Source organism: Proteus sp. TJ1640 (assembly GCF_003144445.1).
Classification (GTDB): domain Bacteria; phylum Pseudomonadota; class Gammaproteobacteria; order Enterobacterales; family Enterobacteriaceae; genus Proteus; species Proteus penneri.
The window spans coordinates 199509-222628 of sequence record NZ_PENY01000006.1; the positions used below are offsets into that span (position 1 = coordinate 199509).

Below are 23120 nucleotides of genomic sequence, written 5' to 3' on the forward strand. Positions count from 1 at the left end.
TAGTATCATTACTCTTTATGTTTTTGATGGTATTATCGCCTTCTTTGTGGATCGACATTTAAGCCACTGCTGTAAAGATCCGTGTTATTTCGTGTTGCAACAATATGGGAAAGAGAATGTTTAAAAAGTCATTAAGCCCACTGTTTTTACTGCTTTCTTCACTTGTTATCGCAGGTTGTGATAACGCTCAAGACGCATCAACAGCACAATCAGCGGAGAAACAAACTCTCACGATTGAACATTTCCAAGGGACAACTGAAATCCCTGCACACCCGCAAAAAGTGGTTGTGATGAATATGGAAACCCTTGATATTATTGATGCATTAGGTGTTTCTATTGTTGGTCTTCCACAAACGAATGTTCATTTACCAAAATTCTTAGAGAAATACACCAATCCGAATGACTATATCAATGAAGGTGCTTTATTCGAGCCAAACTATGAAAAGCTCAGCACAACAGCGCCTGATTTAATTTTAAGTGGTAGCCGTGCTCGTGATGCATATGCAAAATTAAGTGAAATTGCACCTGTGATTTCAATGGATATCGATCCGAAGCGTTTCGTTGAAAGCCTTGCTGAACGCACCACAACATTAGGTCAAATTTTTGGCAAAGAAGAACAAGCTAAAAAATTACTGGCTGATTTCAATAGCAAAATTGATACCGTAAAAGCCAAAACACCAGACGCAGGTAAAGCAATGGTGGTTTTAGTCAGTGGCGGTAAAATTTCGGCTTATGGCCCAAGCTCTCGCTTTGGCTTTATCTATGACGTATTAGGTTTTGAACCCGCTTATGTTTTTGATAGCCCAGGTTCACACGGCAACATCGTCAACTCTGAATTACTGTTAAAACTTAACCCAGATTGGCTGTTTGTCATTGACCGTGATGCAGCCATTGGTCGTGAAGATTCACAACCAGCTCAACAAGTTCTTGATAATGCACTAGTTAGAAAAGTAAATGCTTGGAACAAAGACCAAGTTATCTATCTTGATGCAAGTTCCATTTATATCTCTGGCGGGATCCAAACTTACTCTCGTTTAATGGATACAATTAATCAGGCCTTGGATCAAAAAAATAAAGTAACTGAATGAAAACGTTCCATTTATCATTGGGGATAGGGGGTATCGCTATCCTCTCAATGATCAGTCTATTCATCGGCGCAGGAGATATTACTCCTGCTTCGCTTTTTACTGATCCCGATATGCGCGATATCTTCTTTATCAGCCGTGTTCCAAGAACGCTATCATTATTACTCGCCGGTGGTGCCATTAGTGTTGCAGGATTGATTATGCAACTACTCACCCAAAACCGCTTTGTCGAACCGTCTCTTGCTGGAACAACGCAATCTGCAAGTCTTGGATTATTAGTCGTCATGCTGCTCTTTCCAGCGGCAGGCATCTTCACCAAAATGATGGTCGCAACTGTTTTTGCCCTTCTTGGTACATTGTTGTTTATGTTGCTGCTGCAAAAGATCACCTTAAAAACAACACTGATAGTGCCTTTGGTTGGCATTATGCTTAGTGCGGTTATTGGTGCACTCACCATCTTCTTAGCGGTGTATTTCGATTTACTGCAATCATTAGATGCATGGACAAGTGGTGATTTCTCAAGTGTGCTACAAGGCCGTTATGAGCTGTTATGGCTTGTTGGGGCTCTAGCAATCATGGCGTGTTGGGTTGCAGATAGTTTTACTGTTGCCGGAATGGGACGAGAGTTCTCCATTAACGTGGGGCTGAATTACCGCAAAGTGATGATAATAGGATTATCGATTATTGCACTGATTAGTGGTGTTGTGGTGTCTGTTGTTGGTGCATTGCCTTTCCTTGGTTTAATTGTGCCCAATCTGGTGAGCTTAGTGATGGGGGATAATATCCGCAAAACCATCCCTTGGGTTTGCTTAAGTGGTGGTGCGATTGTTTTATTATGTGATGTCATTGGCCGACTTATTCGCTACCCATTTGAAATTCCTGCCAGTGTTATTTTAGGTGCTGTGGGTGCCGTTATTTTCCTTTTTTTACTACTAAAGCAGCAACGTTATGCAAAAAGTTAATTCATCCATAATTAGCAAATGTACTGGCGCTGCCGAACATAAGAAAACGCGCCTTTCGCCCATGTCACGTATCTGGTTATTATTAGGGGTATCGTTATTATCTATTGTGTTATTTATGACGATAAACCTAAACGGTAATATCTCTTATATTTTGACTCATCGTGCTTACATTATTCTCACCATGATTGTGGTGGCTTTTGCCGCGGGTGTTTCAACAATATTGTTCCAAACTATTGCCAATAACCGTATTTTGACACCATCACTTATGGGGTTAGAAGCTCTGTTTGTATTGCTACAAACCGTGTTTGTCTTTTTTGAAGGCGATATGCCTGCGTCATGGATGTTGAACTTATCAAAATTCTTTTTAGAATCAACATTGTTGGTGCTATTTTCGGTTGTACTTTATCGTTGGTTGTTTAGCTCGGTACGTTTTAACATCAATTTAGTCCTGATGATTGGGATTATCTTAGGTACGTTATTTCGTAGTTCAGCCACACTATTACAACGTTTGATGGATCCTAATGAGTTCTCCATTTTACAAGGTCGCATGTTTGCCACCTTCACCCGTGCAACCCCTGATCTTATCTTTTGCGCTTTAGCCATTATCGTTGTCGTCGGTGTTTTACTTTGGCGTATGCGTTATAGCTTTGATGTAATGGCATTAGGCCAAGCAAATGCGATTAACCTTGGCATTAATTACCGCAAACAGACCACTTATATTCTGTTACTCATTTCTGTCTTAGTGGCTGTTTCGACCGCTTTAGTCGGCCCGTTAACCTTCTTAGGTTTAATTGTCGCTAACCTTGCTTACCATATCAGTGGCAGTAGCCAACACCGTTTCTTAATGCCTGTTGCCTTCCTACTAGGTACTATTGCCTTAATCGGTGGGCAACTGGTTTTAGAATATGGCTTAAAAATGACAGGAACACTTTCTGTTGTGATTGAGTTCGTTGGTGGGATGTTCTTTATCTATTTGGTGTTAAGAAGACTTTAATATGATTGAAATCAATAAGATATCAAAGCATTATCAAGATATAACCGTTCTCGATAATATTACAACAACCATTCAACGTGGCGGTATTACTTCGATCATTGGTCCTAATGGCGCGGGTAAATCCACACTACTTTCTGTTATTGGGCGTTTATTGCTTCCTGAAAGCGGCATGGTCAGTGTTAATGGTATGGATGTTGCGGCAACAGATAGTGATGTGCTGGCAAAAAACCTCTCAATACTGCGCCAAGAAAACCAGTTCGTCAGCCGTTTAACCGTAGAAGAATTAGTTGGCTTTGGGCGTTATCCTTACAGCAAAGGGCGGTTAACACTCGATGATAAAAAAGTCATTGATGAGTCATTAGCTTTTTTAAATCTAACTGAATTTCGTCATCGCTATCTAGATGAGTTATCAGGCGGACAACGTCAACGTACCTATGTTGCGATGGTGCTATGCCAAGATACAGAATATGTCATGCTTGATGAGCCACTGAATAATCTTGATATGAAACATGCGGTAATAATGATGAAACTTCTGCGAAAAGCTGCAGATGAATTAGGAAAAACCATTATTATCGTTATTCATGATATTAATTTTGCTTCAGTCTATTCAGACTATATTTTAGCCATGCGTAATGGACAGCTGTATTATCATGGCTCACCAAAAGAGATCATGAAAGCCGATATTATCGAGGATATTTTCGATACCCCCGTTGACGTTAAAGAGCTCGATAATAAACTTATTGCTATGTATTACTAATTCCATTTAGTCATATTATCTTCAATAAAAAGCATGTTGTTTTTATTATTAGCAACATGCTTTTTTATTGTTTTTTCTCTTGTTCAAGCAACTCTGAATCAATATCTTCAAAGATAGATTGCCATTCGTTATCATCAATATCCATTAGTCCAAAATAACGCAATAAAAAGGTGCCTTCTGTCGCTAAAAATGCCAATCGTGCACGTTTTCCAACCTCCGTTGTTGTATCTAATCCCGCCAATCGCTGTTGATACCACTCTTTGGTACTTTGTAAATACTCAGGCGTCTGCAACAATGCCGCCATCAAACTCGCACCTTTGGCAAAAGCGACTTTGTCATGATTATGGGTCGCATGAATATGTGCAGCAACACGATTTTCTGGCGAGTTATCGTTTTCAACACCCTTTTTAAACTGCGCTTCATAGTGACCTTCCCAGTGTTCAAACATGGCATCAATCATCGCCTCTTTACTGCTAAAACAGTATTGAACACCCCCTTTAGAGATCCCCATTTTTTTTGCAACAGTATCAATCGTCAGTGCGGCAGCACCTTGTTCCATAACGATATCGAAGATCGCTTCTAATAATTTTTCTCTATCAATCGTTCTTTGCCGTCCCATAAAAAAACCTCTTTTCAATACGACCGTATGGATTTATATTGTAGCCGTTAGTAAAAATAATACACATAAAAATAACTGAGATTTCTATGATAAAAGATTATAAACGTTGGATAGTACTACTTTTGGTATCGAGTATGCTGTTTCTCATTGTTGTTGATGTCACAGTGCTTTATACCGCATTGCCACGTTTAACTCATGATTTAAACGCCAGTGCATCAGAAAAATTATGGATAATGAATGCTTACCCGTTAATTGTTGCTGGATTACTACCTGCAGCGGGTATGCTCACAGACAGGATCGGCCATAAAACACTCTTTATTTGTGGGTTACCGCTATTCGCTCTCGCTTCTTTGTGTGCCGCATTTTCACCCACCGCAACGACCTTAATTGCCTCTCGTGGTTTTTTAGCAGTTGGAGCCGCAATGAGTATGCCAGCTACTCTGTCAATAGTGCGCCAAGTCTTTAGCGACTCGCAAGAACGCGCTATTGCGATTGGCATTTGGTCTGCGGTTGCTTCTGGCGGTGCGGCTTTAGGGCCTTTAATTGGTGGGATGTTGCTTGAACATTTTTGGTGGGGCTCTGTCTTCTTAATTAACGTCCCTATTGTGCTTTTGGTATTACCATTTTCGATTTGGCTTATTCCTAAGTTTGCTGGACATGGTAACTATAAAATTGATTATTTAAGCTCAATACTGATCCTAGTAGGTTTAATCAGCACTATTTATTCTTTAAAAGAACTAGGAAAACCTTATACACAATGGAATGAAGTCACTATTACAGGTGTAATTGCAGTAATTTTTCTCACACTATTTACCTTGCGCCAACGTAAACAAACTCACCCGATGATTGATTTTGGGTTATTTAAAAACCGCTTTTTTAGTATCGGGATTTTAATGGCGGTGCTTTCTATGGTGATCATTGTGGGCATTGAATTACTACTTAGCCAGCGTTTACAGCTTGTTGCGGGTTTTACCCCTTTAAATGCAGCATTAGTGATCTTACCTATTCCAATCGGCTCTGTGTTGGCATCCCCTTTAGCGGGCTATTTTTTAACACGACTAGGAGAAATTCGCTTAATTATTGCCGGATTTATGCTTACTTTGATAGGAAATCTGTGGTTAATTGCTGTTTATCAAACAACATCACCCATGGTGTTAATTGGTAGCTTATTTTTAATCGGCTTTGGTTTAGGTATTATTTTTACCACCGCATCGACATCCATTATGTTAAGTGTTGCTGATAAACAAGCAGGAATGGCGGCCTCCATTGAAGATGTGGCTTATGAGCTAGGGAGCGTGATTGGAGTGACATTTATGGGCAGTTTGATGAGTACAGTGTACACCTTAAAACTCGTACTACCTGACTCATTAGCTATCAATGATGCAGCCTATGACAGTTTAGATGAGGCTCTTATTGTGGCAGAAAAATTACCAAATGATGTGGCTTCTCTTGTGATATCTCAAGCAAATTTAGCCTTTGAAAATGCCTTTTTTGTTGTATTAATTGCCACGGCTATTATGACTGCATTAAGTTTAATCTTTTTGCCTTATTGTTTACGTCATACTGTAAGAAAAAAAACAATTAACCATAATTCACTATTAGATCAATAGTATAAATAACCTCACGCATCACCATGGCACGTGAGGTTATTGATTGCAATATGAGAGAATATTAAAGCGTGATAATTCCTTTCATCAGTAAACCGATAACTACCACATCAAGTAGTAATAAAATAACGAGATAAAGCGTCTCTTTTTTCTGAAAAATAGGTTTATTATCGTGTTTCTCTTTACGTGACCAAATAAAAACAGGCAGTCCACATGTCAATAAAATTGGGACTAATGCAACATATTGAATTTGGCTTGCATACAAAATAAAGAGGCAAAAAATAACACCTAATACACCACTTAATAAGGCTAATCCTCTTCCTGTTTTTGCATATTGATCATATTGGCGGTTAATACAAATCTTAGTGATATATAACGTTGTAGTAATGTAAGCGGGAACAACCATTAATGCGCTAATGTTATACATGGTATTCCATGCATTATTTGAGAAATAAACCAATAACATCGCGGCTTGCATCACAATACTGCTCACCCATAGAGATGTATTTGCGGCTTGGTTTTTATTGGTGCGTGCAAAGGCTTTAGGAAATGCACCTTTTTGCCCTGCGACCATCGGAATTTCTGCACATAACATTGTCCATGCTAACCATCCCGCTAAAACCGAAATAATCAGCCCGACATTCATTAACCAGTCCCCCCAATTACCAACAACTTTGGCTAATACACCCGCAGTTGATGGATTACTTAATTGAGACAGTTGTGGTTGTGGCATAATGCCAAAAGGTAAGATGGATAATAAAATATAAATAATTAATGCTAATAAAAAGCCTAATAAGGTTGCTTTACCAACATCTTTTTTATTTTTTGCTCTACCAGATAAAACGACAGCGCCTTCAACACCAATAAATGCCCATAGGGTTACTGTCATCGGTGCCAGTATTTGGGACATTAATGACACTGGCTCTGCCTTATTATCCACCGTACTCATAATTTGTGGTGATGTACCCCAGAAGTTACTAAATAATTGGTAATAATCATTCAGCACACCCAGAATAATAACAAATAAGACCAATGGCACTAATTTAGCAATGGTTCCGAGTGTATTAACAAAGCCCGCAACTTTCGTTCCTGATAACACTAAAAAGTTATAGCCCCAAATTAAAATGGAACCACAAATAATGGAATTTAAATTATTGCCATCGGTAAATACACCGGGGAAAAACTGATCGAATGCATCCATCAAGATAACAGCGAAAGCCACATTACCAAATGCGGTCATTAACCAATATCCCCATGCAACATTAAATCCAATAAAAGACCCAAAACCTTCTTGTGCGTACATATAGACACCAGCTTGAAGATCTGGTCGTAAATCAGATAATAAGCGAAACGCATTAGCAATAAAGTAAATACCAATACCCGCAATAATCCATGCGATCAAAACCGGCCCTATCGCTGAACTTGCCGCCGTATTTTGTGGCAAGCTAAACACACCACCGCCTAACATAGAGCCCACAACAATTGCAATCAGGGCAAATAAACCCAACTTTGCACCATTATCACTCGCCGCGGGGGGCGTATTCTTTGACGATGTGGTTTCTGATTTGTTTGCCATAAAAACCTCTTACCTTAAGATAATAATATCTGGCGCCTAATCCCACGCCAGATATTTTCATCGCATCATAATGTTGTCATTAATTACTGACGGCCTTTTTTAATTGCTGACACACGGCGTTTGAATTTCACATGTGAAGGTAATTCTTTCGCAATGCGTTCATCTTCAACAATCGCTCTTACCCAAAAATCACCCTTTTCATCGACATTGATCCCTTGTATTTCATGCTCAAACCCTGGAAATGCCTTATCAAAAATTTGTAAGGCTTTTAGGTAACCAATAATACCTTGATCTCCTTTAGGTAAGCGTTCACCCGGCATAAGAACAGGAATTCCCGGTGGATAAGGAACTAACATACTCGCCGAAATACGCCCTGAAAAATCATCTAAAGGGATATGTTCTGCTTTATAGCGAACGACTTTTTGATAAGCTTCCGCTGGTGACATGACTGGTTCTGGATCACTATTTACTGCATCATTAATATGTTTCATTAAATCAAGCTCATCCATCTTTTCATGCATAGATTGGCAGAGTTGTTTTAATGTCATTTTTGCATATTGAGGAGAGATTTCTTTTAGTGAGGGAATAGCATCTATCGCTAACGCATCGGAATCATAGAGCTTTTTAAAGGTCAGTAAACTTTCTAATAACGTTCCCCATTTACCTTTAGTTACCCCTACAGAAAAGAGGATTAAAACGGTATAGTCCCCCGTTCTTGCAATTTCAATACGCCGATCGTCCAAGAATTTAGTAATGACATAACCTGGGATACCCATCTTTTGATATTGACCATCGGCAGTAATACCAGGGCAGGTAATTGTTACTTTAACAGGGTCTAACATACTGTCGGTATCAGCAATATCTTCATCAGAAAAACCATGCCATTTATCACCGATTTTTAATGTCCAACAATCAGACTCTTGGCTTAACAAATCGAGAGGTGCTTGCTCAAAGCTGTGATTTTCGCCAGTTTTCGGATCACGTACTTGAGTTGGCTGTAATACATCGAAGAACCAATCAGAATCACCATTTTGCTCTTTTAATTGGCGTTTGACAGAAACGACGGCCTTACGAAATGCAATGGCTTCTTCTATCGATTCTTGTACTAAAGAATAACCAGATTCCCCTTTCATCATTCCGACTGCAACATCAATGGAAGCAATAATAGGATAATAAGGTGAAGTGGTGCCATGCATCATAAATGAGTCATTAAAGTCATCAAAATTTAACGGCGCACGTTCGCTTTTTTTCACGTGGATCATTGATGCCATAGAGAGTGATGGCAACATTTTATGTGTTGATTGCACGGCAAAAAGGGTAGGACGATTAGGAATATCTTCAGATACATCCATCGCAAAACGATTTTTATATAAAGGATGGAAACGCGCATAAGCGTACCAAGCTTCGTCAAAATGAATTCGAGGTACGCTGGTTGCTAAATTTTTCACCACATCATTTACGTTGTAACAAAAACCATCATAAGTACAGTTTGTCACAACAGCATAAGTCGGTTCAGGACTGATAGCACCTTCGGCTAGCGGACTCTCTTTTATCAGTTTGCTAATACTGGCTTGTGTTAAGCGTTTGGTTGGGATCGGACCAATTAAACCGTAGCCATTTCGTGTAGGTTTTAAATAAACTGGACGTCCTTGTGAAAGTGTTAAGCCATGATTCAATGATTTATGGCAGTTTCTATCCACAACAACAATCTCGTCTGCCCCAATAGCGCCTTGTGCCACAATACGATTGGAGCCGGATGAACCTGAAACACCATAAAATGTCCAATCAGCGCCAAATAGTTCTGCTGCTATTTCTTCTGATGTTTTTGAAGGTCCCGCATGAATAAGGTAATCCCCCATTTCAGCCGTTGCGACACCAATATCAGCACGCATCATATTTTCACCAAAGAAATTGATGAACTCAATACCAATAGGATGTTTCAAATAAGCCATACCGCCCATATGTCCTGGGCAATCCCAATAGTAATCACCATCCTCAGTGAAATCTTTTAATGTTTTAAAATATGGAGGTAAAAGGCTCTCTGCATAGCGATGAATTAAAGTATAAATACGATTAGCTGTAAATGTTGCGGTTTCTGAATAGAGATAGATATATTCACTTACTTCTTTAAGAATATTAATAGAAACATTATCGGTAATATTCTCTTCAGACAGTAGAATAATAGGTGTCGTTGGATTTCTTTTTCTAAATAATGAAATAAAGGCTTCACTCTCTATATTCATTTTTGGATTGTTTTTATCCCAGAAAATACCTACCGCACTGTATTTAGGGCTCTCTTTTATATATTTAATCCCATGATCAATATTATCTGCAATTTGAGCGATAAAACCACGCTCAGTAATTGCATGTTTTAATGATCCTAATGCTTGTTTTGCAGGGCTATCTTCTTTTAGCCCCGCAGATGAGACAAATAATACATGATGATTAAACTTCATAGACACCTCCATAGGTATCAATATTGATTGATATTGCCATTATCTGATTCATTTCATTGAAAAAATTTCAATTAATAATTATGCAATAATTAAAATTCAATATAATTATTGAGATATAGAAAAATCGTCAATACGTCCAGTAAGATAATAAAAACAAATAAAATACGCTCTGTTGGATTAAATAGCGTCTTCTGCTCTTGATATCTCGACCAAATAAAAAGGGGAATACCTAATGTCAGTAAAATAGGCACCATCGCTAAATATTTAATTTCACAAGCATAAAACATAAACAAGCAGAACATTAATCCAATAAATCCACTAATTAAAGCAGACGCCTTACCTTTATTGGCATATTTTGAAAAGTCACCCGACAAACAAAGCTGTAATAAATAAGCTGATGTCGCCAAATAAGCAGGTAGAACCATTAATGCAGAAATAGCTAACATTGTTAGCCAAGCATCATTAGAAAAATAAACAACAAAGACAACCAATTGCATAAATAGGCTACTCACCCATAGAGAGGTAGAGGCAGCGCCATTTTTATTTTTTACTGAAAATGCTTTAGGAAAGGTACCATTTTGAGCCGCAACCATAGGTATTTCAGCACAAATCATCGTCCAAGCTAGCCAACTGGTTAATACGGACACTAATACGCCGATATTAATTAACCACTCACCCCAATCGCCAACAACAGTTTTTAATATTCCAGCTGTTGATGGTGTTGGTATTATGCTTAATGCTTTTTGCGGTAAAACACCAAAAGGTAATACTGAAATAAAAATACAAATAATCAGTGAGACAATAAACCCTATCAATGTTGCTTTGCCCACATCTTTTTTATTGCGCGCTCGACCAGATAGCGCAACCGCACCTTCGACACCGATAAAACACCACAGAGCAACATCTAAAGGTGCTAAAATTTGTGCAGGAATAGGCCCTAAATTATCAGCTGAAATAGGTGCTGAATTTCCCCAAAAATTATTAGTTAGCTCTTCATAATTCAAGAAGTAAACCAGTATAAACACGAAAATACTTAAAGGAATTAACTTCGCAAACGTACCAATAATATTAATCGCACCCGCCAATTTCGTGCCGGATAAAACAAGGTAATTAAATCCCCAAATAAGAATAGAAGCACCGATAATAGAGGGAATATTATTTCCGCCTTTAAAATCACCCGGTAAGAAATAATTTAAGGTATCCATCACCATAATAGCAAAAGCAACATTGCTAAAAATGGTCATTAACCAATAACCCCAAGCAACAATAAAAGCAACAAAAGCACCAAATCCTTCACGAGCATACATATAAATACCTGATTGAAGATCAGGTCGAATATCTGAAAGCACCATAAAAATCCGGGCAATAAAATACATACCAAAACCGCAAATTAGCCAAGCAATAATGACTGGACCAATTTCAGATGTTGCCGCCATATTTTGCGGTAATCCATCAACACCACTACCTATCATTGAGCTGATTACGATGGCAATCAACGCAAGTAATCCTATCTTCTGGCCTGTATTATTATTTGAATTGCCTTTTGACATATTCTTAACCCTATTGTAACGACTTCTGTATTAACATGATGAGCTAATGAATGAGTATAGTAGAATATAAAAATCATACACTCTAAACTATTACGATAATTGTAATTTATTATGTCTAAATGAAAAAAACATGACTTAAATATTAATGGGTTTTAATATTTAATCACCTAAAGAAAATAAATAACAACAGATCCATTTCAATAGATAAGAATCAAAAATTAAGTGTTTAAAATTTTATACATATAACAATCATCTTCCTGAAAAGTAAAAAGATATATTTTTCATCATCAGATAATAATTATATTCATATAAAACTAACATTAAAAGTATTTGTTATTTTATATATATCAATCAACTAGTTAAATATAAATTTAGTATACTTTACTTTTATTAAGATAGTAATAAATACGTAATTCACATATAAGGTAAATCTTAAAAAGAATTATTCTTTATTTAAAATATTGTAAAGAATCTTAAAAGGAATAGTAATTGAAATTAAATATTAAAAACGATCCAATTTCAGCCCATCCGCACTAAAATGAGAAGGCGATTGTCCCATCTGTTTTTTAAACATTGTCGAGAATGAGCCCGCGCTGTTATAACCTAAATCAAAGGCAACTTCAGTAATACCGCGCCCAGATAAAATTTGTGTTAATGAATTCAATAAACAGACTTGTTGTCGCCATTGTGAAAATGACATTCCTGTTTGTTTGCGGAAAAAACGGCTAAAAGAGCGCTCACTTTTATGTAATTTATCTGCCCACTGTTGCGGTAAAGAATCTATTTTTGGGTTACGAATAAAATCACGACATAATTTAGCTAATTTACTGTCTTGTGGAATAGGCGCAAAAAACGGTAACGGTTTTGCTTTTGCTAACTCACATAAGATTAACTGCATTAAAAGACCATCTCGCCCTTTTTTATCATATTCTGCGGGCACATCTACAGCTTCGAGCAGTAACTGGCGAAAAAGAGGAGAAACACTGACAACTTCACATTGTTTGCTACGACGAGGTGCTGCGGAAGGCTCGATATACAAGCTTCGAGTGCTCACATCTAACATACGAGTTTCATGCCCAGTTTCTGGTGGGATCCACACACCACAAGACGGTGGAATAATCCACTCACCATCATCTGTACTCACTTCAATTAAACCCGTAGCAGGGTATAAAAATTGCGCTCGACGATGTTGATGTGTTTCTAACAGCGTATTGGGCAAATAGTCTGTACCCAGCGCAATAACATCTCGGTCAAGTGAATCAACGCTTTTTAACGGTACATTTCTCACAGTCTAGGTTACCTTTTTTTATTTTCGTCCTTTTTAATATAACAGTTCTCACGCACTCTACACACTGGCAAATAATGAGTTATATAATTAAAACCGCTATATACATTAATAAATAATGAAGATATTTTATGTGAAATTTCAACCTTCTTGATATCTATTTAATAAACTTTGTTAACAATCAAAAAACGCGCTTTTAACACCCTTAGTAAATAGGCTGAAATTCAAATGTCATTGTCTGGTTTTAGAATGTTGGCAAAAGATTAATCAACTACTATCCCTCTCGCAGATGTTAATTCAAGCACTCTGCAATTATCTATGCATTCAATAATAATGCAGCGGATACCAGACATTCCCTTTATTCATAGCCTAGAAAAATCACGCACATTCTTTATATCAAGTATCGGGTATATCGGGATCCGCCTATTATGTTTAAGGTAGAGTTCATTATGAGCAATCAGTCCGATCACGATCGTGATACAAAGAGCATTCTCAACGATGTTAGCCGCCGTCACTTTATTCAAGCGAGCTCAGCATTAGTCACCCTTCCTTTTCTCGCATCAAACTCCTTTGCTGCGACAACCGATAACGCTATCCCAGTAAAATCAATAACGACCGAAGAGGGTGAACGGGTTGTTTCAACTTGCAGTAGCTTTGACTGTGGCGGTAAATGTGATATTCGAGCCCACGTAAAGGATGGCAAAGTCACCCGTATTAGCACACGTCCCGATGCTGATCTAGATGAAGAGATGCCTATTATGCGTGCCTGCGTTCGAGGCCGCGGTTATCGAAAATTTGTCTATCATCCAGACCGTTTAAAATACCCAATGAAACGCGTTGGCAAACGTGGCGAAGGCAAATTTGAACGGATCACTTGGGAAGAAGCGACCACTCTTATTGCGCAAAATATGCAGCGTATTAACCAGCAATATGGCCCCGCATCACGCTTTGTCAGCTTAAGTACAGGTGTGACTGGCGGTATTTTCTCGGGTGCGAATATGTTACGTCGCCTGTTTAATATCACAGGGGGTTTTCTAGAAAACTATCACTCCGTTAGTAATGGAAATACCCTTGCAGTCACCCCTTATACTTACGGTACAGCTGCTAGTGGTAGCACACTTGATACATTAGAAAACACCCCTCTTGTGATTTTATGGGGCCATAACCCTAACGAAACGATTTTTGGTCACTCAAACCATTTCTTCCAAAAAATGAAGAAAAATGGCACTAAGTTTATTGTTGTTGATCCTCGTTATTCTGATACCGCCTCTTCTTTAGCTGATCAATGGATCCCATTATTACCAACAACGGATAACGCCATGATGGATGCGATGATGTATGTCATCGTCAGTGAGAACCTTCACGATCAAGCATTTATCGATAAATACACTATTGGCTTTGATGAACACCAAATGCCAGAAGGTGTAGGTAAAAATGAATCTTTAGTTGCCTATTTGATGGGTAAAAAAGATGGCATTAAGAAAACACCTGAATGGGCAGAACCTATCACTAAAGTGCCTGCTGATACTATCCGCCAATTAGCCCGTGAATATGCATCGACAAAACCGGCAGCATTGATGCAAGGTTGGGGGCCTCAGCGCCATATTTGTGGTGAACGGACGGCACGTGGTGCAACATTACTTGCAACGATCACCGGTAATGTGGGGGTTCGAGGTGGTTGGGCTGCCGGCTATGGTATGGCTTTAAACTCTGAATTGCGTAAAACCATCGCAGGGCCAAGCCTATTAACCAACCCAGTAAAAGCGAAAATTAATATCACCAACTGGGTGCAAGCGTGTGAAGACAAAAATTTAGTCACACCACAAAATGGGTTACTGAACGCCGATAAACTTGATACTGAAATCAAGATGATTTTCTCAATGGCGGGTAACTACATGACGAACCAAAATACCGATATTCTTCATGCTGCTAAAGTCCTTGAAGATGAATCAAAGGTAGAATTTATCGTCTGTAGCGATCTGTATCTGACACCAAGTGCAAAATATGCCGATATTTTACTGCCTGAAACCAGCTTCTTAGAACGCTGGAACATCGGTGGTACATGGAGTTATGGCGACTACATTATTCTTTCTGAAAAAGTGATTGAACCTGAATTTGAACGTCGTACTGACTACGATTGGTTACGTGAAGTTGCAGATAAATTAGGCGTTGGTGAACAATTTAGCGAAGGCAAAGAGACTGATCGCGATTGGATTGAATATTTAGTCGATGACGCCAGTGTTAAACGTCCTGAAGACGGCATTCCAACCTTTAAAGAGCTATTGGTTAAACGCCGTCATCTATTAAAACATCGTCCACATACTCAAAATGTGGCATTTGAGAAAAATATCCAAGATATCGAGAACAACCCATTCCCAACACCATCAGGCAAAATTGAGATTTTCTCTAAACGCTTATATGACATGAATAATGTCGATATTCCGGCGCTCTCTCATTACGTACCCGCTATTGAAGGCCCAGAAGATACGCTAACGGATAAATTCCCGTTACAACTTATCACATGGAAAGGGCGTAATCGCGCAAACTCAACGCAGTTTGCCAACCCTTGGTTACAAGAAGTACAACGCCAAGAACTCTGGTTAAACCCGTTAGATGCCCAAGATAGAAACATCAAAGAGGGCGAGAAAGTCAAAGTGTATAACGATCGTGGAGTAACGATGGTGCCCGTCAAATTAACACAACGAATTATGCCTGGCGTCGTGGCCTTGCAAGCAGGAGCTTGGTGGCAACCTGATGCAAAAGGCATAGATCAAGGTGGATGTGCCAATGTATTAACATCATCCCGTAGCACCGCAATGGCACACGGCAATGCTCACCAAACATTATTGGTCGAGGTAGCAAAAGCATGAGTCAATTTATCGTTTATCCCGCTGTGAGCAGTAAACAGTTAGGATTTTATATCGACAGCGCTCGCTGTTCAGGTTGCAAAGCGTGTCAGGTTGCTTGTAAAGATAAAAACAACCTTGATGTCGGACGCAAATTTCGCCGTGTCTATGAAATCACTGGCGGGGGGTATACCCGTAATTCGAAAGGTGCGCTGGTCAATAATGTCTTTGCTTACACCTTATCTATCTCTTGTAACCATTGTGACGATCCGATTTGTGTTAAAAACTGCCCAACAACAGCAATGCATAAGCGTGAAGGTGATGGCATTGTCATGGTAGATACCGACAAATGTGTCGGTTGTGGTGCTTGTGCGTGGTCTTGCCCTTATGGCGCGCCACAGATGAACCCAGAAACCAAACAGATGTCAAAATGCGATTTTTGTATCGATTTACAGCAAAAAGGTGAACAACCGGTTTGTGTCGCCACTTGTCCGCTAGGTGCAATCCAATTTGGCCCTATTGATGAACTGCGTGAACGCTATGGCGATTTAGATTATGTCACGGGTTTACCTTCCCCTGAAATAACACATCCCAACCTTGTTATTAACCCACATCAGGGTGCAAACAATGACGGAATTAATAATAAGGGAGAAAGAAAATGAATGAATGGTCATTATTAATCTTCACATTTATGATGAATGCGACCATTGGTCTTGCACTAACAACAGGGCTTTTTGCTCGTCGCCTTTCTCATTATCTCAATGCAGAAAGCTACTATCGCTTTATGCTGTTGGCCTTATTTGTTATTTGTGGATTGGCAGGTTTAGGCTCTATCGCTTCAATAACTCACTTAGGTGTGCCATTAAATGCCCCTAATGCCATTAGAAATGTTTTTTCTGCTTGGTTAAGTCGTGAAGTCGCCGTCACTGCTATTTTTGTCGGTTGCCTAGGATTAACCTTTTTATGGCTCTGGCGCACTCGCAAACTCTCAATGCTGTTATTAAGTAGCAGTATTCTGATTGGGTTATTTGATATTTATTGTATGGCATCGATTTATCGCCATACCTCTATTTTGACATGGATGGACCCTAACACTTACATCATGTTCTTCGGCGCGATGTTAACACTTGGTGCCGCTATTTTCTTTTTGCTGATCAAAGTATTACAACACGTAGGCAGTAAGTTAGGTATTGAAATACCACAAGACTCATTCCCAATACGCTGGAAATGGCAATTATGGGGAATAATGGCATTTAGCTTAATTGGCCGATTACTGTATCAACCTTTTTATGAGCAATATTTAACTCGCACACTCTATAGCCAAAAATCGGTGACATTCCCATTATCGCCTATTCAAGTGTATTACTCTATTGGTTCGCTACGGACTGCCTGTTGGATCTTAGCCACCTTTGCAGTATTAGCTTGTGGCTATAGTTTAGTGAAATTCCTAACCCCTAAAAATCAAGGTCAATCAACTGAGTCTATTTTTGCACTTGGCTGTGTTATCGCAATTATCGCTGACTTTATGTTGCGCTATGTTTTCTACTCAATTCACTAATTGCAATTGAGTATGGTTATTTTAAGAAAGTATCAAAAATTATGAGCAGACTTTCTTAATTATTTAAGGTAATTTGGATCACGCACCCAGATTACCTTTTTTCGTTTAGAGCATTTCTTTTTAAAATTATTATTTTAGCCCTAAACGTTTTGTCAAACGACGTAAGTTAGCCGGATCAAGCGATAATTCTCGTGCAGTTGCCGCCCAATTTTGGTTATTACGTAGTAATGCCTGTTTAATTAAATCTCGTTGAAACTCATCCGTAGCTTCTTTTAAATTTTTGTCCGCTGATGGTAATGATTGTGATATTGGATGAGTAAGATTTTCTGTGCCTAAAGCAAAATGACTAACTTGTAAAATAAGACTGTCTGTCTTATTCCCTGCCCTCGCTAATACGATCGCTCGATGAATAGTATGTTCTAATTCACGCACATTACCCGGCCAAGAATAATGCAATAAATAAAGGCGTAATTCAGGACTAATAATCACTTGCATAAGATTAAAACGCTGACGATATTGCTCGCAGAAATAACCCACTAATAGCAAAATATCTTCCTCTCTTTCTCGTAATGGTGGAACATGCAAAGGAAAGATACTTAAACGATGGAAAAGATCGGCACGGAAATTTCCCGCCAAGACTTCTTCCCATAAATCACGATTTGTTGCTGCTATTACACGCACATTAACACGTAAGTTACGATCATCACCAATACGTTGAATATCGCCATATTGTAAAACACGCAGTAATTTTGCTTGGAGTGATAATGATAGCTCCCCAATTTCATCAAGAAATAAAGTGCCATTATCTGCCATTTCAAATTTACCACTACGATGGCTAATTGCTCCGGTAAAAGCCCCTTTTACATGCCCAAATAATTCACTTTCTGCCACACTCTCAGGAAGTGCGGCACAATTTAAATAGACTAACGGATTATCTGCACGATTAGACATTTCATGAATGGCTTTTACCACCAGCTCTTTACCGGTTCCTGTTTCGCCACTCACTAAAATATTCATATCTGCGGGTGCAACAATTTCTATCTCTTTTTTCAGTTGCATCATCGAAGGTGATAAACCAATAATTTCTGTTTTTACTGTGGGCTTAAACGTATTAGTTGGCGTAAATAACATATTTTGATTTTCGAGTTGCTCAATCAATAACGCATTATTTAATGCACCAGAAGTTAAGGCCGCAATTAAACGAAGCTCTTCATCACTGAAAGCATCAAACTGATGAGGGTCCATTCCATCAAGTGTTAAAGTGCCAATTAAATCTTGTCCTGCAAATAACGGTAACCCCACACAAGCATGCACTTTTAAATGCTCTCTATCTGGAATAAGGCCATCATAAGGATCAGGCAAATCACTGTCTGCAGGAAAACGCACCACATCCCCTGCTCGCGCTATCGTTTCGAGACGAGGATGCCCTTCTAGTAAAAAACGACGCCCTAATACATCAGGCACAAGGCCATCTATGGCTAATGGGATAAACTGATGAGGCTCGTAGCGAAGCAACGCGGCGGCATCGCAATTTAGCACTTGCCGAAGTGTGGTCACCAGCCGCTGAAATCTATCTTGGTGACCAACATCTTTTTGTAATTCAATGGCAATTTTAGCCAACACATCAACAGAAAAACCCATAAAAACACCTCATAGTCATTATGACCGCTATTATGGTCATTTTGACATGATAAAGATAGTCATATTGACAATATATAAATGACTATAAAAACAAAAATTATTTTAAAACAATAAGATAAAAACTGGCACGCTTCTTGATTATATCAATGCATATCCCTATGAAAAGATTAATGAGAAGGAACAACACAAAATGGCTATTCATGTTAAAAATAATGTTAATTGGGTTGGACAACGTGACTGGGAAGTTCGTGATTTTCATGGCACTGAATACAAAACATTATTAGGTAGTAGCTATAACAGCTACCTAATACGTGAAGAAAAGAATGTGCTTATTGATACCGTTGACCATAAATTCAGTCGTGAATTTGTACAAAATTTACGAACACAAATTAATCTGGAACAGATTGATTACATTATTATTAATCATGCAGAAGAAGATCACGCTGGTGCACTCACTGAGCTGATGTCTTTTATTCCTAATACCCCGATTTATTGCACAGCAAACGCCATTGACTCAATCAATGGGCATCATCATCACCCTGAATGGAATTTTAATATCGTTAAAACAGGCGATAGCCTAGATATTGGCAATGGCAAACAACTGATTTTTGTTGAAACGCCAATGCTACATTGGCCTGACAGCATGATGACCTATTTAACGGGTGATGCGATTTTATTTAGTAATGATGCCTTTGGTCAGCACTATTGTGATGAACGGTTGTTTAATGATGAAGTTGATCAAACAGAATTATTTGAACAATGCCAACGTTATTACGCCAATATCTTGACACCATTTAGCCGCCTTGTAACACCGAAAATTAATGAAATTTTGAGCTTTAATTTACCTGTCGATATGATTGCCACGTCTCACGGTGTGGTATGGCGTGATAATCCAACACAAATTGTTGAATTATATCTAAAATGGGCTGCCGATTATCAAGAAGATCGTATCACTATTTTCTATGACACTATGTCTAATAATACCCGTATGATGGCAGATGCCATTGCACAAGGTATCAATGAAGTTGACGCTAATGTGTTTGTAAAAAGCTATAACGTCGCCAAAAGTGATAAAAATGACATTATCACCAGTGCGTTTCGTTCTAAGGGCGTGCTTGTTGGTTCATCAACGATGAATAATGTCATGATGCCAAAAATCGCCGCCATGCTTGAAGAAATGACAGGCTTACGTTTTCGTAATAAAAAAGCGGCTGCTTTCGGGAGTTATGGTTGGAATGGTAGCGCGGTTGACCGCATTCAAACTCGTTTAATGGACGCTGGATTTGAAACCGCACTAGCACTAAAAACCAAATGGCGCCCAGATATGCAAGCACAAGAAATTTGTCGTGAATATGGACGCGAACTTGCACGCCAATGGGCTTTAGCACCACTTCCTACAACTCAATCTTGTTGTACAACCTCATCACAACCTGAAGCTATCACAGAAGTTGAAGCCATCGACTTAGGCCCACGAATGCAATGCAGTGTATGCCAATGGATTTACGATCCGGCTGTAGGTGAACCAATACAAAACGTTCAACCTAATACGCCATGGAGTGAAGTCCCTGATAGCTTCTTATGCCCTGAATGCTCACTAGGAAAAGATGTTTTTGATGCACTTGCAAAGGAGGCAAAATGAGTACAGATCTCCTCAGTAGTGGGATTGTCATTATTGGTGCAGGCTTCGCTGCGCGCCAATTAGTTAAAAATATTCGCAAATTTAATGCAGATGTTCCCATTACCTTAATTGCATCAGATAGTATTGATGAATATAACAAGCCGGATTTAAGCCATGTTATTAGCCAGGCTCAATGTGCAAATGATTTAACCAAACAAACAGCCCAAGAGTTTGCACAACTGTATCAACTCGCGATCCATCCTTATACGCGAATTGTTGATATTAATACGGATGAAAAACGTATTAAAAGTACCAAAGGTGAACAATGGCATTACGATAAATTAGTATTAGCTACAGGAGCCAAAACTTATTGTCCTGCTATTTCAGGCCATAAGCTAATGTTTACACTTAATAGTCAACAAGAGTACCGAGCTTATGAAACACAAATTCGCCAAGCTAAACGTATATTAATTTTAGGGGCAGGATTAATTGGCACTGAATTAGCTATGGATTTTAGTCGAGCAGGCAAAGAAGTGATCCTTGCTGATATTTCAGGGCAATTATTATCTTCTCTGATCCCCTCCGATCTCAGTGGTCGCTTACAATCAAGCCTGACTGAAATTGGTGTACGTTTAATGCTGAAATCACCATTACAATCATTAACACAAACCGATAACGGTATTTTAGCGACATTTAATCAACATCATCAATTAACGGTTGATTGCGTTATTGCCGCCACAGGGCTCGCACCCAATATGGAATTAGCTCACCTCGCGGGTTTACATACCGATCGAGGAATTATGGTAAATGAATATCTGCAAAGTAGTCATAGTGATATTTATGCTTTAGGGGATTGCGCACAAATCAACGGTAATTTATTACCCTTTTTACAGCCAATACAATTAAGTGCGATGCATTTAGCCAAATCACTTGTAAGTGAAAATAATACACCACTGAATTTACCGCCAATGATTATTCGGGTGAAAACACCACTAATGCCTCTACATCTTGCCGGTGAAACCGCACGTAATGACTTAACTTGGAATATTAATACAACACAATCGGGTGTTATCGCTAAAGGTTTTGATGAGAATGACGTATTACGTGCCTTTGTCGTAACAGAAGAACAAGTAAAAGAAGCTTTTGCTTTATTAAGAGCACTGTCCGCTTAATTTTAATAACATACGAGATGCCGATATGAATTTACGTGATAAAACGCTTGGCCAACTAGCCCTATCTATTTCTGGTGCCAGTGCCATATTCCGCCAATATAACCTCGACTTTTGTTGTGGCGGAAAAAGAACATTAAGCAAATCTGCAGAAAAAGCTGGGCTCGACATTGATAAAATTGAAAGTAAATTAATTGCTCTGTCAGAACAACCATTAGAAAAAGATTGGCGACAAGCGCCATTAAGCGAAATTATTGATTTTATTATTGTTCGCTACCACGACAAACACAGAGCACAATTACCAGAGCTTATTTTACAAGCAGAAAAAGTAGAACATGTTCATGAAGCGAAACCGACTGTCCCGAAAGGATTAACTCGTCAATTAACACTTTTATTAGATGAGCTAACCAGTCATATGATGAAAGAAGAACGTATTCTTTTTCCCATGATAAAAAATGGCTTAGGAAGCCAAGCTGGAGCCCCTATTAGTGTTATGGAACACGAACATGATGATGCAGGTGAAATTGTTGAAGTGATTAAATTTATTACCAAAAACGTCACACCACCACCTGAAGCCTGCACCACATGGCGAGTGCTCTATAATGGTATTAATGAGTTTATCGACGACCTAATGAATCATATTAGTTTAGAAAACAACTTATTATTTCCAAGAGCATTAGCGGGCGAGTAATAATGTATGCACAGGGGATATCATCATCCCCTGCTATATCAGTAAACCTTACCGTTCACCTTGTGTATCAATCAACAAACGCTGATTTATATACTCGATAGTCTCGTCTATCGTCATAATATTATTAACGACATTAGTAATACCTTGCCCAATAATAACTTCGGCTTGGCGTAAATTAAATAACTTACCATTAGGCACCGAAGATTCTCGTATTCCTTTATTAATTTCTTGATAAGCCAACGTCATCCATGGATAACGATGGCTAATTTCTTGATTATGGCTAAAATTTTTATGATTACTATTTCCACCTAATAAAATTAGGTGATCCATTACCATTGGGGAATAAAGCCAACGATAAAATTGCTCTGCATATTGTGATTTTTGGCTATAACGTGAAACCCCTAATACGCCACCGCCTAATTGTGGAATACTACCGGGTACAGGTGCAAAACCTGTTTTAGGTAGAATAAAAGTACGTATGTTATTTACTTATGAAAGTGGTGTCCCTCTTCTAATTGAGTATTTAAAAAGCCACAAAGACGTGATTGAAAATCTCACTATTCGCGACATTAAAAAAGAGCGTGTTGAAGTGAATTTGAAACTGTTAGTGAGACAAAAAATTACTTTACCTGAATTTTATTGTTCATTAAAACAGCTTGAATATGTTCATTCTGTTTCGTTGGAGCATTAATATATTTAAAAGTAA

General features: G+C 38.7%; 19 protein-coding genes. 12 read left to right on the forward strand and 7 right to left on the reverse strand.

The window, feature by feature from the left end:
* Positions 1-116: 116 nt before the first annotated feature.
* From DK861_RS02480 to DK861_RS02495, 4 genes are read left to right on the forward strand one after another with little or no spacing between them, the layout of a single operon-like run.
* On the forward strand, positions 117-1088 hold the full coding sequence (locus DK861_RS02480) for a siderophore ABC transporter substrate-binding protein (RefSeq protein WP_109399154.1): 972 nt from the start codon (positions 117-119) through the stop codon (positions 1086-1088).
* A complete protein-coding gene (locus DK861_RS02485) occupies positions 1085-2047 on the forward strand; it encodes an iron chelate uptake ABC transporter family permease subunit (protein ID WP_109399155.1) in 963 nt (320 codons plus the stop codon). The genes DK861_RS02480 and DK861_RS02485 overlap by 4 nt, the downstream gene beginning before the upstream one ends.
* The gene (locus tag DK861_RS02490) at positions 2034-3041 is read left to right on the forward strand and encodes an iron chelate uptake ABC transporter family permease subunit (protein ID WP_006534487.1); all 1008 of its coding nucleotides are present in this window, start codon (positions 2034-2036) and stop codon (positions 3039-3041) included. The genes DK861_RS02485 and DK861_RS02490 overlap by 14 nt, the downstream gene beginning before the upstream one ends.
* 1 nt (position 3042) lies before the next feature.
* The gene (locus DK861_RS02495) at positions 3043-3798 is read left to right on the forward strand and encodes an ATP-binding cassette domain-containing protein (RefSeq protein ID WP_109399156.1); all 756 of its coding nucleotides are present in this window, start codon (positions 3043-3045) and stop codon (positions 3796-3798) included.
* A gap of 64 nt (positions 3799-3862) precedes the next feature.
* Here DK861_RS02495 and DK861_RS02500 read toward each other — a convergent pair whose 3' ends face one another.
* A complete protein-coding gene (locus DK861_RS02500) occupies positions 3863-4417 on the reverse strand; it encodes a TetR/AcrR family transcriptional regulator (protein WP_109399157.1) in 555 nt (184 codons plus the stop codon).
* Between the two features lie 86 nt (positions 4418-4503).
* Between DK861_RS02500 and DK861_RS02505 the strand changes: the two genes are divergently transcribed.
* Positions 4504-6027 carry an MFS transporter gene (locus DK861_RS02505; RefSeq protein WP_109399158.1) on the forward strand — a complete coding sequence of 508 codons (1524 nt, stop codon included), beginning with the start codon at positions 4504-4506 and terminating at the stop codon, positions 6025-6027.
* A 61-nt stretch (positions 6028-6088) separates the two neighbouring features.
* Here the strand turns inward: DK861_RS02505 and DK861_RS02510 are convergent, their stop codons facing one another.
* From DK861_RS02510 to DK861_RS02525, 4 genes are all read right to left on the reverse strand, one after another.
* Positions 6089-7600, reverse strand: a complete 1512-nt coding sequence (locus DK861_RS02510; RefSeq protein ID WP_109399159.1) for a basic amino acid/polyamine antiporter — start codon at positions 7598-7600, stop codon at positions 6089-6091.
* A gap of 83 nt (positions 7601-7683) precedes the next feature.
* Positions 7684-10056: an Orn/Lys/Arg decarboxylase N-terminal domain-containing protein gene (locus DK861_RS02515; protein WP_109399160.1), complete on the reverse strand. Its 2373-nt coding sequence runs from the start codon at positions 10054-10056 to the stop codon at positions 7684-7686.
* A gap of 89 nt (positions 10057-10145) precedes the next feature.
* Positions 10146-11606 (reverse strand): basic amino acid/polyamine antiporter, encoded by a 1461-nt coding sequence (locus tag DK861_RS02520; protein WP_109399161.1) that lies wholly within the window; start codon positions 11604-11606, stop codon positions 10146-10148.
* 502 nt (positions 11607-12108) lie between these two features.
* Positions 12109-12894: a helix-turn-helix transcriptional regulator gene (locus DK861_RS02525; RefSeq protein WP_109399162.1), complete on the reverse strand. Its 786-nt coding sequence runs from the start codon at positions 12892-12894 to the stop codon at positions 12109-12111.
* A 446-nt stretch (positions 12895-13340) separates the two neighbouring features.
* On the opposite strand from DK861_RS02525, the gene DK861_RS02530 reads away from it, so the two are divergent.
* The 3 genes from DK861_RS02530 to DK861_RS02540 are packed head-to-tail and all read left to right on the forward strand — an operon-like array spanning position 13341 to position 17295.
* Positions 13341-15761, forward strand: coding sequence for a DMSO/selenate family reductase complex A subunit (locus DK861_RS02530; RefSeq protein ID WP_109399163.1), 2421 nt, complete (start codon positions 13341-13343; stop codon positions 15759-15761).
* On the forward strand, positions 15758-16399 hold the full coding sequence (locus DK861_RS02535; RefSeq protein WP_109399164.1) for a DMSO/selenate family reductase complex B subunit: 642 nt from the start codon (positions 15758-15760) through the stop codon (positions 16397-16399). The genes DK861_RS02530 and DK861_RS02535 overlap by 4 nt, the downstream gene beginning before the upstream one ends.
* Positions 16396-17295 carry a DmsC/YnfH family molybdoenzyme membrane anchor subunit gene (locus DK861_RS02540; protein WP_109399165.1) on the forward strand — a complete coding sequence of 300 codons (900 nt, stop codon included), beginning with the start codon at positions 16396-16398 and terminating at the stop codon, positions 17293-17295. Before DK861_RS02535 ends, DK861_RS02540 begins: the two co-directional genes overlap by 4 nt.
* Before the next feature lie 129 nt (positions 17296-17424).
* Here DK861_RS02540 and norR read toward each other — a convergent pair whose 3' ends face one another.
* Positions 17425-18936: a nitric oxide reductase transcriptional regulator NorR gene (gene norR, locus DK861_RS02545; protein ID WP_109399166.1), complete on the reverse strand. Its 1512-nt coding sequence runs from the start codon at positions 18934-18936 to the stop codon at positions 17425-17427.
* Positions 18937-19126: 190 nt separating this feature from the next.
* Here norR and norV point away from each other — a divergent pair, with 190 nt between their 5' ends.
* From norV to ytfE, 3 genes are read left to right on the forward strand one after another with little or no spacing between them, the layout of a single operon-like run.
* The gene (norV, locus tag DK861_RS02550; protein ID WP_109399167.1) at positions 19127-20575 is read left to right on the forward strand and encodes an anaerobic nitric oxide reductase flavorubredoxin; all 1449 of its coding nucleotides are present in this window, start codon (positions 19127-19129) and stop codon (positions 20573-20575) included.
* Positions 20572-21726, forward strand: coding sequence for an NADH:flavorubredoxin reductase NorW (norW, locus tag DK861_RS02555; RefSeq protein ID WP_109399168.1), 1155 nt, complete (start codon positions 20572-20574; stop codon positions 21724-21726). Before norV ends, norW begins: the two co-directional genes overlap by 4 nt.
* A 25-nt stretch (positions 21727-21751) precedes the next feature.
* Positions 21752-22414: an iron-sulfur cluster repair protein YtfE gene (gene ytfE, locus DK861_RS02560; RefSeq protein WP_109399169.1), complete on the forward strand. Its 663-nt coding sequence runs from the start codon at positions 21752-21754 to the stop codon at positions 22412-22414.
* A gap of 48 nt (positions 22415-22462) precedes the next feature.
* On the opposite strand, the gene DK861_RS18385 is transcribed toward ytfE, so the two are convergent.
* Entirely contained in the window at positions 22463-22750 is a 288-nt protein-coding gene (locus tag DK861_RS18385) for a hypothetical protein (RefSeq protein ID WP_239452123.1), read from the reverse strand.
* 142 nt (positions 22751-22892) lie between these two features.
* Here DK861_RS18385 and DK861_RS18140 point away from each other — a divergent pair, with 142 nt between their 5' ends.
* Positions 22893-23105, forward strand: a complete 213-nt coding sequence (locus DK861_RS18140) for a hypothetical protein (RefSeq protein WP_162556750.1) — start codon at positions 22893-22895, stop codon at positions 23103-23105.
* Positions 23106-23120: the final 15 nt, after the last annotated feature.